Annotated in this window: 12 protein-coding genes; 8 read left to right on the top strand and 4 right to left on the bottom strand. The window is 44.9% G+C overall.

The window, feature by feature from the left end:
- Positions 1–1,491 carry a sugar ABC transporter ATP-binding protein gene (locus ACTOY7_RS11915; RefSeq protein WP_482670647.1) on the bottom strand — a complete coding sequence of 497 codons (1,491 nt, stop codon included), beginning with the start codon at positions 1,489–1,491 and terminating at the stop codon, positions 1–3.
- 278 nt (positions 1,492–1,769) lie between these two features.
- Between ACTOY7_RS11915 and ACTOY7_RS11910 the strand changes: the two genes are divergently transcribed.
- From ACTOY7_RS11910 to ACTOY7_RS11885, 6 genes are all read left to right on the top strand, one after another.
- Positions 1,770–3,344 carry a response regulator gene (locus tag ACTOY7_RS11910; protein ID WP_482670648.1) on the top strand — a complete coding sequence of 525 codons (1,575 nt, stop codon included), beginning with the start codon at positions 1,770–1,772 and terminating at the stop codon, positions 3,342–3,344.
- A gap of 37 nt (positions 3,345–3,381) precedes the next feature.
- A complete protein-coding gene (locus ACTOY7_RS11905; RefSeq protein WP_482670649.1) occupies positions 3,382–5,190 on the top strand; it encodes a cache domain-containing sensor histidine kinase in 1,809 nt (602 codons plus the stop codon).
- A 157-nt stretch (positions 5,191–5,347) separates the two neighbouring features.
- Complete coding sequence (locus ACTOY7_RS11900) at positions 5,348–6,022, top strand: response regulator transcription factor (RefSeq protein ID WP_482670650.1); 675 nt, start codon at positions 5,348–5,350, stop codon at positions 6,020–6,022.
- Complete coding sequence (locus tag ACTOY7_RS11895) at positions 6,010–7,110, top strand: HAMP domain-containing sensor histidine kinase (RefSeq protein ID WP_482670651.1); 1,101 nt, start codon at positions 6,010–6,012, stop codon at positions 7,108–7,110. Before ACTOY7_RS11900 ends, ACTOY7_RS11895 begins: the two co-directional genes overlap by 13 nt.
- Before the next feature lie 81 nt (positions 7,111–7,191).
- On the top strand, positions 7,192–7,863 hold the full coding sequence (locus tag ACTOY7_RS11890) for an ABC transporter ATP-binding protein (protein ID WP_300825777.1): 672 nt from the start codon (positions 7,192–7,194) through the stop codon (positions 7,861–7,863).
- A complete protein-coding gene (locus tag ACTOY7_RS11885) occupies positions 7,860–10,349 on the top strand; it encodes an ABC transporter permease (RefSeq protein WP_482670652.1) in 2,490 nt (829 codons plus the stop codon). Before ACTOY7_RS11890 ends, ACTOY7_RS11885 begins: the two co-directional genes overlap by 4 nt.
- Before the next feature lie 85 nt (positions 10,350–10,434).
- On the opposite strand, the gene ACTOY7_RS11880 is transcribed toward ACTOY7_RS11885, so the two are convergent.
- Positions 10,435–10,881 (bottom strand): GyrI-like domain-containing protein, encoded by a 447-nt coding sequence (locus ACTOY7_RS11880; protein WP_482670653.1) that lies wholly within the window; start codon positions 10,879–10,881, stop codon positions 10,435–10,437.
- 174 nt (positions 10,882–11,055) lie between these two features.
- Here ACTOY7_RS11880 and ACTOY7_RS11875 point away from each other — a divergent pair, with 174 nt between their 5' ends.
- Together ACTOY7_RS11875 and ACTOY7_RS11870 are read left to right on the top strand one after the other, a co-directional pair.
- Positions 11,056–11,532 carry an MGMT family protein gene (locus ACTOY7_RS11875; RefSeq protein WP_482670654.1) on the top strand — a complete coding sequence of 159 codons (477 nt, stop codon included), beginning with the start codon at positions 11,056–11,058 and terminating at the stop codon, positions 11,530–11,532.
- Positions 11,533–11,567: 35 nt separating this feature from the next.
- Positions 11,568–12,584, top strand: coding sequence for a YdcF family protein (locus tag ACTOY7_RS11870; protein WP_482670655.1), 1,017 nt, complete (start codon positions 11,568–11,570; stop codon positions 12,582–12,584).
- A 229-nt stretch (positions 12,585–12,813) separates the two neighbouring features.
- On the opposite strand, the gene ACTOY7_RS11865 is transcribed toward ACTOY7_RS11870, so the two are convergent.
- Positions 12,814–14,499 carry an ABC transporter ATP-binding protein gene (locus tag ACTOY7_RS11865; RefSeq protein ID WP_482672190.1) on the bottom strand — a complete coding sequence of 562 codons (1,686 nt, stop codon included), beginning with the start codon at positions 14,497–14,499 and terminating at the stop codon, positions 12,814–12,816.
- Between the two features lie 85 nt (positions 14,500–14,584).
- Positions 14,585–15,208 carry a TetR/AcrR family transcriptional regulator gene (locus ACTOY7_RS11860; RefSeq protein ID WP_482672449.1) on the bottom strand — a complete coding sequence of 208 codons (624 nt, stop codon included), beginning with the start codon at positions 15,206–15,208 and terminating at the stop codon, positions 14,585–14,587.
- Between the last annotated feature and the right edge of the window lie 163 nt (positions 15,209–15,371).

Genomic DNA, 15,371 nt, shown 5'->3' with positions numbered 1-15,371 from the left:
TTACTTTGATTTTTCCATGGCAAGCTCCAGGATGCCCTCCTGGGTTGCCTCGCCTCTGCTCAATTCCCCGGTTACCCTTCCGTTGCACATGACGATGATCCGGTCGCTCATGCCTAAGATCTCCGGCATTTCGGAGGAGATCAGGATGATGGCATATCCTTTTTTCGCCAGGTCGCCCATGATCTGGTAGATCTCAGCCTTTGCGCCGACATCGACGCCCTTGGTAGGTTCGTCCATGATGACCACTTTCATTTCCTGCCCCAGCGCCTTGGCGACCGCTACCTTCTGCTGGTTCCCGCCGGACAGGGAGGAGGCCGGGTCAAAGATGGTCACAGCCTTGGTATCTACGTCCTCCAGAAGCTGCTTGGAAATCTCGCGTTCCTTTTTTTCATCGTTGAAACCGTTCTTCGCATATTTGCCCATGGTGGGGAGGACTACATTTCTTCCCAGCCCCCAGCTCATGATCAGTCCTTCCTTCTGCCGGTCCTCAGGAAGCAGGATGATGCCCTGCTTCATGGCGTCGGAGGGCTGCTTGATCTGGATCGGCTTCCCTTCCAGATACACCTTTCCTTCGTCCGGTTTCGTAATCCCGCATACACTCTCCACCACTTCTGTACGTCCGGCTCCGACCAGTCCGGTGAGCCCGATGATTTCGCCCGCATGGACGCTGAAAGAGACATTCTTATAATACCCCATTCTGGAAAGACCTTCGACCTTCAAAACCTCCGCGCCGATTTTGACTTCCGGCTTCGGGAACAGGTCCTTGATCTCCCGGCCCACCATGGCCTTGATCAGATCTGCGTTGGTGATCCCGTCTACGTCATAGGTTCCGATATACTGGGAATCCCGGAATACGGTGACTCTGGTGGCCAGGCGGTACATATCTTCAAAACGGTGGGAGATGAAGATGATAGACACGCCGTCGTCCCGCAGCTTATCCACGATCCGGTACAGCTCCTCCGATTCATTCTTGGTCAGCGCGGCCGTAGGCTCATCCAGGATGATGATCCTCGCATTGGTGGAGAGCGCTTTGGCGATCTCTACCATCTGCTGCTGAGCGACGCTGAGTGCCCCCATCTCATCCGTGGATTTGAAATCCGCGTTTAACTGGTCCAGAAGCGCGGCGGCTTCTTCGTTCATTTTTTTCCACTGGATCATGCCGTTTTTGATGATCTCATGACCCATGAATATATTCTCCGCGACGCTCAGATCCGGATAGGATGTGGGATGCTGGTATACGGCCGCGATTCCCGCGGCCTGCGCGTCCCTGGGCCCTTTGAAATCTATTTTCTGGCCGTCTAAGAACATCTCGCCCTCTTCGGCTTTGTGAACGCCGGTGATGACTTTTATAAATGTAGATTTTCCGGCACCGTTCTCACCCATCAGCGCATGAACTTCGCCCTTTTTTAACTGGAACTGCACGTTGTTCAATGCCTTTACGCCGGGAAATATTTTCGTAATTCCTTTTAATTCCAAAACATAATCCGACACCTGCTTTACCCTCCTTCTTTTTGATCCCATAGGATGCGGAAAAGCTGCCGGCGGCAGATTTCCCGTATGCCTTCACATATGCGGAAAGACTGATTGAGGCAGGCTTTCCGTATGAGTCTATTCTATCAGCAGGCGGATTGACATAAAACAGCAATTTTCTTCGATTAAGGGTAAATTTTTTTTGTGGCAATTTTCCGGAGGATTTGCTAAAATGAAAAAATGAACTGGCTGGCGGAATGCCCGGAAGGGCTTTTGTGTGCAAAGGGGACGGGAATAGAATGAAGCTGTTAATTGCGGATGATGAACTGTTGACAAGAGAGGGGCTGGCGTCCTCAATCGACTGGGAAAGCATGGGGATCTATCAGATCTTTCAGGCGGATGACGGCCTGCGTGCCTTACATATCGCAAAGCTACAGGAGCCGGATATCATTTTATCCGATATCCGTATGCCGCGGATGAACGGGATCGAGCTGGTGGAAAAGCTGACGGAGCTGCTGCCTGACACCAGCATTATTTTTATGAGCGGCTATTCAGATAAGGAATATCTGAAAGCCGCGATTAAGCTGAAAGCCATTGATTATGTAGAAAAGCCGCTGAACCCGGAGGAGGTTCAAAAAACGGTGGCGGAGGCCATCCGCCGCCGTCAGCAGGTGCTGCGGTCCAGGCAGAATGAGGATCTGCTGTCCATGGAAACGGAATCCAATCTCGCGCTTCTGCTGACGAAGCCTTATAGGGATCACTGCGGAGAGATCGAAGCTCTTTTGCGGGAACTCTCCCTTCGTCTGTCGCCGGAAAGCGGCTTTGTGACGTATATCGTGAAGCTGCGGACCGAGGAACCTATCTCGGTGCTGATCAAGGGAATCCGGGAGAATCTGAAGGGTTTCCTGAAAAATTTCCACATGAATTCGGTTTATATCCGGATGCATGCGGTGCATCATGTGTTCCATGTGTTTGGAGAGGGCGGAGTGCCGTCCGCGGCCGTACTGTCTTCTATTGACTTTTTCTTCAAAGAGCAGTTCAGACCCTTTGGACTGTTTGTCATGAGCCGGGGAGACACGGTGAATGGAATCGCAAGGGCATATCATTCCTATGCTTCGGCGGTGGTCGCCATCCAGAACAGCTTTTTCTTTCACGCAGGCACACTGCTGACATCTGAGGATACAGGAGGGGGATATACATTTGCGGCGGAAGGTCCGGCGGGGCTGGAAAATGATACGGGAAGCTTTGCCGAGGCGCTGGAGGCAAAGGATCAGAACCGATGCCAGAGCTTCCTGGACGGTCTGCATCAGAAATACTATAAGAACTACGGAATGCTGCCGAATCAGATCAAGGACGCATATTACCGGCTGTTCAACGCTTTAAATGACTGCCGGCAGAAGTGGAAGCTTTCCGCAGATTCCGCAGGGACGGATTCCAGCGAAAGCATCATCGAATATCTGGAAAATTGCTTTACCTACGAGGAACTGCATCATACTCTGGAGGAGCGGACCAGGCTGATGTTCCAGCGGCTGGAGCTTTCTGTTCCGGAGGATAATGTGATCTTTCTGATCAAAGAATATATCGCAAAGCATTACGGCAGCGATCTGCTATCCATCAAGGAGATCAGCGATTATGTGCATTTGTCCGCATCCTATGTCTGTACATATTTTAAGAACCAGACCGGGCAGACGCTGAACCAGTATCTGACCGAATACCGTATGGAAAAGGCGATGCGCCTGCTGGAGGACGCCAGGAACCAGATCGCGGACATTTCCGCCAAGGTGGGATACAGCAACGGAAATTATTTCAGCAAGAGCTTTAAAAAGTTTACAGGGCTGACGCCTTCGAAATACAGGGAAAAGATGTTGGGGTGATTATCACAAATGGATACGGGCATCGGGAGGCCGGACAATGGGAATTCTTTTTCATAAAATCACGCGTTTTTACAGGAATCTACGGCTTCAGACCAAGCTGACGATCACGCATCTTGTCATTGTTACGATACCGATGGTGGCAATACCGGTGCTGTTTTTTACACAGCTCTATGACATGATCGTTGCCGATACCGTGCGGAAGGAGCAGGAGGCAGCCATTCAGACCGCGCCTTTGATCGAGGAGACAGTGGCGGATATCCTAGCTGCCAATGGACAGCTTACAGAGCATGAATTTTACAATAAACTGGTCAATCCGGCACGAACGGAAGATCTGGAGTCCTTTGTAGATTCGAAAGAAGCAGAAGCGTTCAGAAAGGAAGCGGAGGGCCTGGCAACGGGGGGAATGATCAGAGATATCCGCCTTTATGTGGATATCCCTGACGGCGGAGAGTTTTTTTCGGAAAGCGCCCTGGGGCCTCTGGCGGAACCCATGGACCGGGTGCGTAGGACTTACTGGTACGGGATCTTTGCGGGAGAGCCTTCCACCAGCAAGCTGTTCTGCCCGTCCTTTTATCTGGGTACCTATGAGAAGAGTGTATACGGGGATATTGCCTATATTACCAGAGGTCGGACAGTCTACGAAGGAAGATGGATCACGTTTTATCTTGCCGTTTATTTTTCACAGGAGCACTTGGACGAGCTTTTGAAAAATAATATGAGCTCCAACAGCAGTGTGGCCTATATCATCAATAATCGGGACAGCATGGTTGCCACGACGGATATCGCACTGTCAGGGACGTACCATTTCAGCTACGATGTGGTGCAGGAATCGGTCATGTCCTCGAACAATTTCATCTCCAAAAACATTCTGGGTGAGGATGTGTATGCCGGGTTTAACCGGATCCGCAATACGGACTGGTTTATGGTGGTGGCGGTCCCATCGGAACCGCTGATCCAAAAGAGCCGGATCTTTATCGGACTGTTCGGGCTGGTCTATCTGGGGTGCATCCTGGCGTCCTTTATGATCGCCACGCTTTTGTCCAGGTCTTTGACGAATCGCCTGTCGGCAGTGATCGACCAGATGTCAAAGTGCCGTCTGGGGCTTCCGGCGGCGCTGCCGGATTCGGATGCCCAGGACGAGATTGGGGAACTGGTGGATTCCTACAACTATATGACCCATATCATCCATGACCTGGTGGAGGAGCAGGCAAAGGCGGCGGAGGACCTGCGGATCGCGGAGTTCAATTCCCTGCAGGCACAGATGAATCCGCATTTCCTGTATAATACGATGGATATGATCAACTGGCTGTCACAGCAGGGACGTTCCCAGGAGGTGACCATGGCCGTGCAGAAGCTGTCCCGGTTCTACAAGCTGACGCTGAGCCGGAAGCAGTCCTTAAGCACCATCCAGGATGAGCTGGAGCATGTGTCGATCTATGTGGAACTGCTGAACATGCGGTTTGCGGATAACATTGATTTTATTGTGGATATGCCGGACAGCCTGATGGAACGCCCGATCCCGAAGCTGACCTTCCAGCCGGTGGTGGAGAACTCCATCCTCCACGGCATCATGGAAAAGGAGGAGAAGGAGGGAACCATCGTGCTTACCGGTTGGGAGGAAGAGCATGGGATTGTGATCCTGATCTCGGACGATGGGGTGGGGATCCAGCCGGATATACTGGAGAACATTCTGGCTGAGAAAAAGATTGCGGAGGGAAGCTCTGGGACCAATATTGCGGTGTACAATACCCATCGGCGTCTGCAGCTCATGTACGGTATGGAATATGGTCTGAAATACAGCAGCACGCCGGGGGAGGGGACAGAGGTGGAGATTCGGATTCCGTGAGGACGGCAGTCCGTCAAATATGAGAATGTATAAAGTGTATAGAAAATGCCTTGCGGCAGATATTATCCACAAAAATAACAGCTGTATGTCACTTCTTGAGCATTTCTTGGAATTTGCTGGTTATAATGGGTTTATTAAATGTGTGGAGGATAGATGGATGCGGCGGTATACTCTTTTGATTGTGGATGACGAACCTGGAATTACTGATATGATAAAAAGCTATTTTGCGTCAGAATATGATGTGCTTACAGCTTATAGTGGCAGGGAAGCGCTCCAAAAGCTGGCAGGGAAGCCGGACTTGATTCTTTTGGATATCAATATGCCGGAGATGGATGGTCTGGAGGTCTGCAAGAAGATTCGGCAGTTTGTTTCGAGTCCGATTCTGTTTCTTACGGCACGCGTTGAATCAGCTGATAAGATCATAGGTTTTCGGGCAGGGGCAGATGATTATATTGTAAAGCCTTTTGACTTAGATGAGCTTGGGGCACGGGTTGCGGCGCACCTGCGGAGAGAACAGCGTTCGATGGAGAATCGGACCGTCCGCTTTTTTGGTGAGCTGGCCATTGACTATGGAAACCGAGCCGTATCAGTAAGTGGACAGCCAGTTTCGCTGACAAAAAGAGAGTTTGACATTTTGGAACTTCTTTCTATGAATGCAGGGCAGGTTTTTGACCGGGAACGGATCTATGAAGCAATATGGGGAATTGACGGTGACGGAAACAGTGGCACGGTGATGGAGCACATCCGAAAGATTCGGGCAAAACTGGCCGGATACACATTTCACAGCTATATTGAAACTGTTTGGGGGTGTGGATATAAATGGAACGCCTGAAAAATATGGATTTAAAAAAAGCATTTTTTGTGTTGTCGGTCTGTTGTATCATGGTTTCCCTGTTGATTCTTTTGCTGCTCCTCGTATTCTGTGGAAATATCCGTGACAGTTATCCTGCCGGAGGAATCGAGATCCGGTCGGATGGAACAACGATAATGCTGGAGGGGCCGACAAAAGACCAGCAAAGGATTTTAAAGATAATAGATGTGCTTCAGTTATTGGCCTGTATCCTGCTCCCGGCCGGAGGATTGGGAGCAGCGGGGGTTTTGTTTTACCACATAAAGCTGAAGATGCCAATCGCTGTTTTACAAAAGGGGACGGAACGTATCCTGAACCATGATCTGGATTTTTCAGTTCCAGAGGTTTCAAAAGATGAACTGGGACAGATCTGCAGAGGTTTTGAGACTATGCGTGCAGAGCTTCTTAAGGCAAATCAGGAGTTATGGGAGCAGGCAGAGGAGAGGAAGCGGTTGAATGCGGCATTTTCCCATGACCTGCGCAATCCGGTTACCGTATTAAAGGGAACCATTAAGCTTATACGGCAAGGCAAAGAGGACGGACAAGCTTTTGAAAGATTGGAGGATTATGTGCTTCGTATTGAGAACTATGTGGAGGCAATGAGTGGAATCCAGAGATTGGAGCAGCTTCCGTTCCAAGAAAGGGAATGTGCATATTCCCAGCTTCATGCAGAATTATTGGATACGGTGAAATTTTTGGCGCCAGCAATGGAAACGTCGGTAATTGTACCGGAGACAGGGCACGTGAAGCTAGATCATGGAATATTTTTAAATGTTGCTGAGAACCTGATCAGAAATGGGGCCCGGTTTGCCCAGAATAACCTGTCTGTTTATCTGGAGGCTCGGGAAGGCTGTCTTCTTCTGACGGTAGCAGATGATGGACCTGGCTATCCGGAAAAGCTGCTTCGGGATGGCCCCAGGCCTTTTGGCAAGATGAGTGAGGAAACGGAGCATTTTGGGATGGGGTTATACAGCGCCCGGATACTATGCCTGAAACATAGAGGCTCACTGGAATTAAAGAATCCGGCAGGCGGCGGGGCATCAGCAACGGCAATATTTCGGATAAATTGATTTTATTCATTTCATAATCTTGAGCGTTTCTTGAGAATTGTCCATTATACTCATCTTATCATTGATAAGGAGAGTGTTTTTATGGTTATTGAAGCAAAAGAACTATCGAAGATTTATGGCAGTGGCGAGAACCGTGTAGTAGCGCTTGATAAGGCAGGACTTAAGATTGGACAGGGAGATTTTATTTCAATAATAGGGCCTTCCGGCAGTGGGAAGAGTACATTGTTACATTTGCTGTCAGGATTGGATCGGCCTACGTCTGGGAGCCTGACTTATGATGGAAAGGATATTTATAGCTTTCATGATAAGGAACTTTCTGCGTTCCGACGCAGACGGATTGGTTTTATTTTTCAGCAGTTTAACCTCCTGCCTGTCCTGACGGCAAGGGAAAATATTATCATGCCGATTCTTCTGGATAAGAAGCAGCCGGAAGAGACCTATCTGGACCAGCTTACGGGACTGCTTGGAATTCAGGAACGCCTGGCCCATCTTCCCCATGAGCTTTCAGGAGGGCAGCAGCAGCGTGTTGCCATTGCCCGTGCCCTGGCGGCGCAGCCCGACATCATTTTTGCAGACGAGCCGACAGGGAATCTTGACAGCAAAAGCGGGAGCGAGGTCATGGAACTCCTTAAGAACGTCCAAAGAAAGATGGATAAGACACTGGTGGTCATTACCCATGATAACCGGATTGCAAAGATGGCTGACAGGCAGTTTGTAATCGTAGATGGTATTCTCTCGGAGGTGGCAGCATGAAATCATATCGTGTTTTGGCGTGGAAAGAACTGCTTGCCCAGAAAGTTACTTCCATATTAATCCTGATTGCTGTGATTCTCTCTACGATCATAACAACTGTAATCGGGCAGTCCATCGGCATTTTAAATGCAATGAAGGAACAACAGGCAATTGCCCTTGCAGGGGAAAAGTACGGTTCCTTTGTGCAGCTCACAGAAGAACAGCTTGCCGCAATAAAATCTGATTCCCGTTTTTCCTATATTGGCGCGGCGATTGACCTGGGGACGATAGAGCTGAACAGCCAGCTTAGACTTAGCCTTGTAGAATATTTGGATCATAGTTATGAGATGTATCCGGCTTTTACAGAACTCTTGGAAGGACGGCTTCCAGAACGCCCGATGGAGATTGCGCTGTCAGAGGATGTGCTAAAATTTCTTGGCTTTCAGGGAAAAGTCGGGGATAAGATTTCCCTGACGGCTTCGAAAGCATGGCGGCATGGGATTCTGCCCGCAGTGGATTATACGGAGGAATTTATCCTGACAGGAATTACGAAGAGTAATTATGTGGCGTATACTTACGGCATGCTTCCAGGGATAGTGGGAGAGGGGACGGCAGAAAGATTGTTCCCGTCCGGGCAGGTGTATTATGTAGTGAATTTTCGGACGGCAGATAAAAAAAGTATGCAGAGTACAGTAGAGGATGTGGCGGAAAGATTGCAGATTCCGGAGCTGGATGTGACTTATAACATAGTTTATCTGTCTGCTGCAGGAATTCCGTATGATGATACGGAAGAAACCGGGGAGAGCGGAATGGATGTTTCGTTTCTTCAACTGGCCGGTATTATGGTCGGCGGTCTCGTTCTTTTGGCATCGGGCCTTGTGATTTACAATGTGCTGAAGATTTCAGTATCGAAACGTATGAAAGAATACGGGGTGCTGCGGGCCATTGGAGGCGAGAAAGGGCAGCTTTACGGGATTGTTTCCCTACAGATTCTGTTTCTATGCCTGATTGGGATTCCAATCGGGATGCTGATTGGGTTTTTATCGGCAAAAACGATCTTTTCGATGGCGACAGGACTTGTATCTCCAGAGATTTTCATGGTGCAGGATGCGGCAGGATTACAGGAACTGATACAGGAGAACAGTTCTGGAAAACCGTTGTTACTCGCTGTGGGGGCGCTTTTTACCCTGTTCTTTGCATTTGCCGCGGCTGTTCCGGCTGTCCGGTATGCCGGAAAAGTGGCGCCGACTGTGGCCATGTCCGGAAGGGACACAAAAATCAGGCGCAGAAACCGCAGAACAAAAAAGATTCGAAACTTCGCGGCATATTATGCCCGGCTGAACCTGAAACGCAGCCGCGGCCGGACGGCTATCACCATTTTGTCCCTTGTGATGAGTATTACTGTATTTGTTGCCACGCAGAGTTTTACGGCCCTTTTAAATGCCGCGGAGTTAATGGAAGAAATGCGGCTGGGGGATTACTCCATTATAAATGAGACGGCAGGCTTTACCAGTGCGGATTTAGAGAACTTACTGGGGAACGAAGCGGTGGATTCGGCAGCAGCCATTCAGTTTTCCCTTTATGATACGGAAGAACTGATTTCCGGAATGTCGCCGGGATTTGAATTAAAGCCGGGGGAAACTCTCCAGGTTGTCGGCCTCAATGAAGCATATATGGATTATTATACCCAGGGGAGAATTTCAAAAGAAGATATGAAGCGCCTCAACGCAGGAGAAGGCTGCGTTATAAAGAATCCGTTCCCCATTGTTTATGAAGGGAAAGAGTTAGAGCATTCGGAATTCCGGGCAGGCGAAACGGTTTCTATAAATGGAAGAGAGCTGCCGGTGATAGAGGCATTTGACGGGACAGACGGATTTGCTAGTGTGGGGAATCAGGGGTTCACGAACGGAATCCAGGTAATTGTGTCTGACCGGCTTTACCCGGAACTAACAGGGAGAAAAGAATATCAGGAGATATGTCCTGTTTTGAAAAGGGAGGCGGACAGGGAGCAGTTTGACCTGACGGTAGAAGCGCTTTGCCGGGAAATTCCGGGCACCACATATCTTTCCTATGAAGATACGGACCGTCAGCTGGCGGAAAGCTATGAACAGATACGGATGCTGGCATGGGGATTGATCCTTTTTGTCGGGTTGATCGGCCTTTTGAATATTGTGAATACGGTCTATACGAATATCCATACACGGGTAACGGAGATTGGGATGCAGAGGGCGATCGGTATGAGTCATGAGGTGCTTTATCAGACCTTCCTGTGGGAAGGGGCATATTATGGAATCATTGCTGCCCTTATCGGATGTGTGACGGGTTATATCTGTACTATTTTTGTGGAAGCCGCGCGTACGGATACCATCCAGCTTGTTTCAATTCCTGCAGTTTCCATGGCAGAGGCTGCTGTAATGTCTGTGCTTGCCTGCCTGATTGCAACGTGCATACCATTGAGGCGGATTGCGAAAATGAGTATCGTGGATTCTATTGAGACAATAGAATAAGGAAAGTCAGTGCGTATCTGCCAGGCAACAGGGGTACAAATGTTGTCTGGCAGAAATAATTTGTCTCTATATGTGGAATGTAGACTTACGAAATGGGAATAACGATATCCGTTATATAATTTTGGGGATTTCCTTTCAGAAATCTGCCAGGTCCTTTTACATAGATTTCCCTTGAAGGAGACAGCAGTTTATATCCATTTTCTTTTGCATACTTAAGGATTTGCTGGTATGCCTGGTTTAGTGTTTCGTAGCTTCCGATATGTCGGGTACATAATGTGTTGGTGGAAGGAAATTGTTTAACAGTAACGTCATTGCCTGCAATAGTACCGATAAAAGGAACACATAACTCAATTTCTGTATTTTCCAGATTTCCAGGCTCATAATAACAGCAAAAGGGTGCGCCTGTTGCACGTCCTCTTATAGCTTTATAAAGAGTTCCTATATATTTCCCCATATCACAGTATTGGCCTTTAAAAGATATGGAAACGGCTTGGATGGGGGCATTTTTTTTGATTTCAAATGAATATATCATAATTCTTTTCTCCTTGCGTTAAAATAATAAAAAGTGATCGACCACGTGTTTTATAAGCATACTTGAATATTTTTCATTCTGCAATGAGACAGTTTATTTTAAACATAATTTTTAAAACTGTCTCATTGCATAGGGAAAGGAATTGTACTATGATTTAGACAGGAGGTATGAAATATGGCGAATGAAGATAAAAAAGATTTTAATGCAATGTTACATGAAAGTAAGGATATGCCGAAGATTCAAGTGATTACGGATCAGAAAAGTATTAAAAAATATGGTGGGGACAGAATGTATTTTGCGCCGCCAATTGAGTATGATAAAATTATGAAGAAGATTCCTTACGGGAAGGTGACCACTGTAGGAGAGATTCGTGTACATTTTGCTAAGTTAAGTGGCGCAGATTTTACGGAGCCTATTACAGCAGGTATTTTCGTTTCTATTGCGGCATGGGCGAGCCATCAGAGAACAAAGGATGAGACGCCTTACTGGCGGACACTGAAAGCAAAAGGGGAGTTAAATCCCAAATATCCAGGCGGTGTGCAGGCGCAGAAATCAAAACTGGAGACAGAGGGCCATACAATCATTCAAAAAGGAAGAACGAATATCCGGTACTATGTAAAAGATTATGAGGATTTTCTTTTTGATTTGTAGTAAAATACATCGTATGATAAAGGGGTAATACAGGTATGTGGCAGATTTCATTCATTCTTTTTTTAATACCATTTTGTATATTTGCGAGAATTATGTTATGTGATCCCAGGACATTATGGAGCGGCGTCTCCTTTTTCTGGATGATGACATGTCTGGCTGTTTTTTTGTTTTTTATATTATCCGAATATTCAGAATGGCTCGCGGCACATGACGCAATCATCGGAATCCTGGTTTTTCTGTTTATTTTGACGGTAGTCAGTGTGATTGCATTTCCTGCGGTTTTGATTGTCACGTTCTTTATAGAAGGTATAAAAATCATCAGTCATGAGGGAATGAAACCGTCTAATTTATTATCTATGCTATTTTCAATCTTGCTGTCTGTATATCTTGTTGCCTGGCCGGTGATCGGGAGTCTGGAAAAAGGAAAATTTAGTACAATACTCTACGTAATTATTAGCTTTTCTGCAATATATGTATTGTCATTGATGGCAATGTATTCACTATCTGCAATTCTTAATCTTATTCACCTGAAAAAGAAGAGGAATGCGGACTATATTATTGTACTGGGTTCCGGTATTATTGGAACTAAGGTCACGCCGCTGCTTGCGGACCGAATTAATCGAGGGATAGAGCTTTTGCGCTGCAATCAAAATGCAGTACTGATCATGTCCGGAGGGCAGGGGCCAGGCGAAGATATTCCGGAAAGTGAGGCTATGGCGGCTTATGCGGTCGATCAAGGAGTGGATGACAAAAGAATCATAACAGAGCAAAAATCGGTATCAACTGAGGAAAATCTGATGTTTTCAAAGGAGTTGATAGATAAGGAGAATGCTAAAATAGTTATAGTTACGACTGCTTATCATGTTTTCAGAGCCTTAATTCTAGCGAAACAGCAAGGAATAAAATGTGTAGGGTTTGGCGCAAAGACGAAATGGTATTTTACATTGAATGCTTTGATTCGTGAATTTGTAGGATATCTTCAGCTGACCTGGAAGAGACATGCTATTGTAATTGGCATAATTGTATGTATTGCAACAGCAACTATTAGATGACTTCCTTTAGTGTTGGAATTCCGCGATATAAGCCAGAAGTGCTTGAAGCAATGGAGGAAGCAAAGCGTACTAGCGGAGACCCGAATACAAAGAGATATAGAAGCTTTGCGGAAGTATTAGAGGATATAGATTTATGAGATATGAAAGATTTCTGTTTATACACGGAGAGTAGAAAAAGCCCATGCAAAGAAATATTTGCATGGGCTTTTGAAATCCGCTATATTGTCCTCTATTTCTTTAGATGAAAATATTCTGAAAAACAAGAAGATGTATTGATAAGGTGTTTAAAACGTCCCTTTTCTTTTATTCGGCCATTTTGCATATAAAAAAGTTCATCATACTTATCCAACAAGTTCGGTTCTAGATGATGAGTAATCGTTATGAGTGTTAAATCCTCCATTTTTAATAATCTATTTTCAATATCATATGCTGTTTGCATATCAATAGCGGATGTACCCTCGTCTAATATCAGAATAGGTTTATTTCTGATTAAGGCGCGTGCAACTGCAATTCTTTGTTTTTGTCCACCAGATAGATTAGATCCATTTTCTCCCACCTGATATTGCAAGCCAGGTGGAAGTTCTGATATAAATTCGGTCAATCCGCTGTCCGCTATAACTTTTTCAATTCGTTCTTTTGGATAATGTTCATGCAAACAGATATTGTCGTATATGGTTTCATCAAACATATAGATATTCTGATGAATTATTGAGGACAACTGAACCACGTTATCTTTATCCAGCATATGATATTCCGTATCGTCATACAATATTTCTCCGGTGTATGTGGAGTAGTAACCAGATAAGAGTTTAATCAGTGTACTTTTTCCGCAACCGCTTTTTCCAACAATAACGTATTTTTTACCTTTTTCAATAAGACAGTCTATTCCGCTTAATGCCTCTTTTTTCCCGTCATAGGAAAAGGACAAATCCTTTGCGCATATATGAGATTTATATGTGGCTATATTCTCTTTTTTGGGTGGCGTTAAGGAATGTTTTGATATATTTTCCAACTTTTCTACAATAGGTCGGACACTTTTCATTTTAGGAACATTTGTAAATATCATAATAAGAGGGTTTGCCAGATTACTGCTTACTTGTACCATTCCTAATAAAGTCCCCACAGTTATGCGTCCCGTGATAATAAAATAAGCAGATAAAAATAAAACCACAATCTGGACCATAAGGGCTAGAAAAGCAGAGAGCCCCTCATTTAGTGCAAATAATCTATCAACACTATATTTAGAATTGATTGTTTCAGTATTTACTTTATCAAATCGCTGTATTACGCTTTTTACCATGGAATATGATTTAATAATTTCAAATCCAGACAGAATGTCTTTTAAGTTGGCTGTGAAATCTGCCAGCTTTGAAGAAAACATATTCTGTTTTTTTTCCAGTGTTCCACCGAGCAGGCTTGGAACAAGGATCATAACTGCAATCGCGGCTACTACGCAAATTGTAACAATGATATCAAAATAAATCATCAGCACGAAAGACGATATAAAAATAACTGTGTATTGTATTACTTCAAAAAGAGGAAGTAAAAAATTGTCCTCCAACATTTTCACATCATTTGTAACGACAGATATGTAATCAGCGGTATTTTTCTTTTCAAAATCTTCTATGTTATGATTGATTGTTCCCCGAAAAACATCTGAACGGATTTGAAACATAATCTTGCATATTACTTTTTTGCTGAGCAGAGATTGAAGATAAAGAGAAAATCCCAATACTACAAAATAGATAATCGAAAATACAACCAATCTTAAAAATTGCTGGAAATTTTTATCAATAGCTATATCTAATAGTTGCTGAAGCAGGACAGCTATAAAAACATAACCCAAAGAAGCGATTATGCTGGTTAAAATTGTTAAGATAAATAATAACTTGTTTTTCCTAATATAGATGCTCATAATAACCTCCTATTATACATGTTGCGTGTATGTATTTTGCTTAAAATAAAATTGCCTTTCGACAATTTTATCTTCATGTGCGACTTTATGCGTTTTCTTTGCATAATTTGGCGATTTCGTCATCAATTACTGGAAGACCTAAATTATCCATAATTGATTTAATCATTAAAAATTTCTGCCATGTTTCATCAGCAGTCATGGGATATATAGTAGGTATCGACCAGAAGTTCGTTAAAAGAACAAATAAATCTGCTAATAATTTTGGCTGTTCAGACTGAATAGAACCGTCTTGTATTCCTTCCTCTATCAATTCTTGATACATAGGTGCTAGTTCTTGATTACTTTCAATCAGTTTTTTTAGAAAAGCTGGACTTCCCATAAGTTGCATGGACGCCATACTTAACTGATGATGTTCTGTTTCATCAAAAGATGTTCTTAATACGCACTTTAACTTTTCTAATCCATTCAGTTCTTTGTGCCTTTTTGCTTTTTCAAAGGGATTGCTTTCATAAAAAAGTTTTTCACATAAAGCGTCAAATACTTCTTCCTTTGACTTAAAATGATGATAAAAAGCTCCTCTCGTCAGACCGCCCATTTCACTTATAATGTCTAATACAGTTGTTTCTTCATATCCTTTTTCTAAAAATAATTTTAAAGAAGCGTCCAATATTTTTTGAACTGTTTCTTCTGGATACTTATTTCGTGGCAAAAGCTCACCCCCTTATACATGTATTTTGCACGTATATAGTATCATACAATTTGCATGTATGTCAATGTTTTTTGATAAGCATTATTCAAGTACCTGCATGCGGTACAGAAAAAGCTGTCCCAATATCTGTAATTCTCCAACAGAGCGCTGCCCTGAATACACA

It is taken from the genome of Schaedlerella sp. (genome assembly GCF_056796775.1).
The sequence above is the reverse complement of the archived record's forward strand: the minus strand, read 5'-3'. Positions and strand labels throughout refer to the sequence as shown.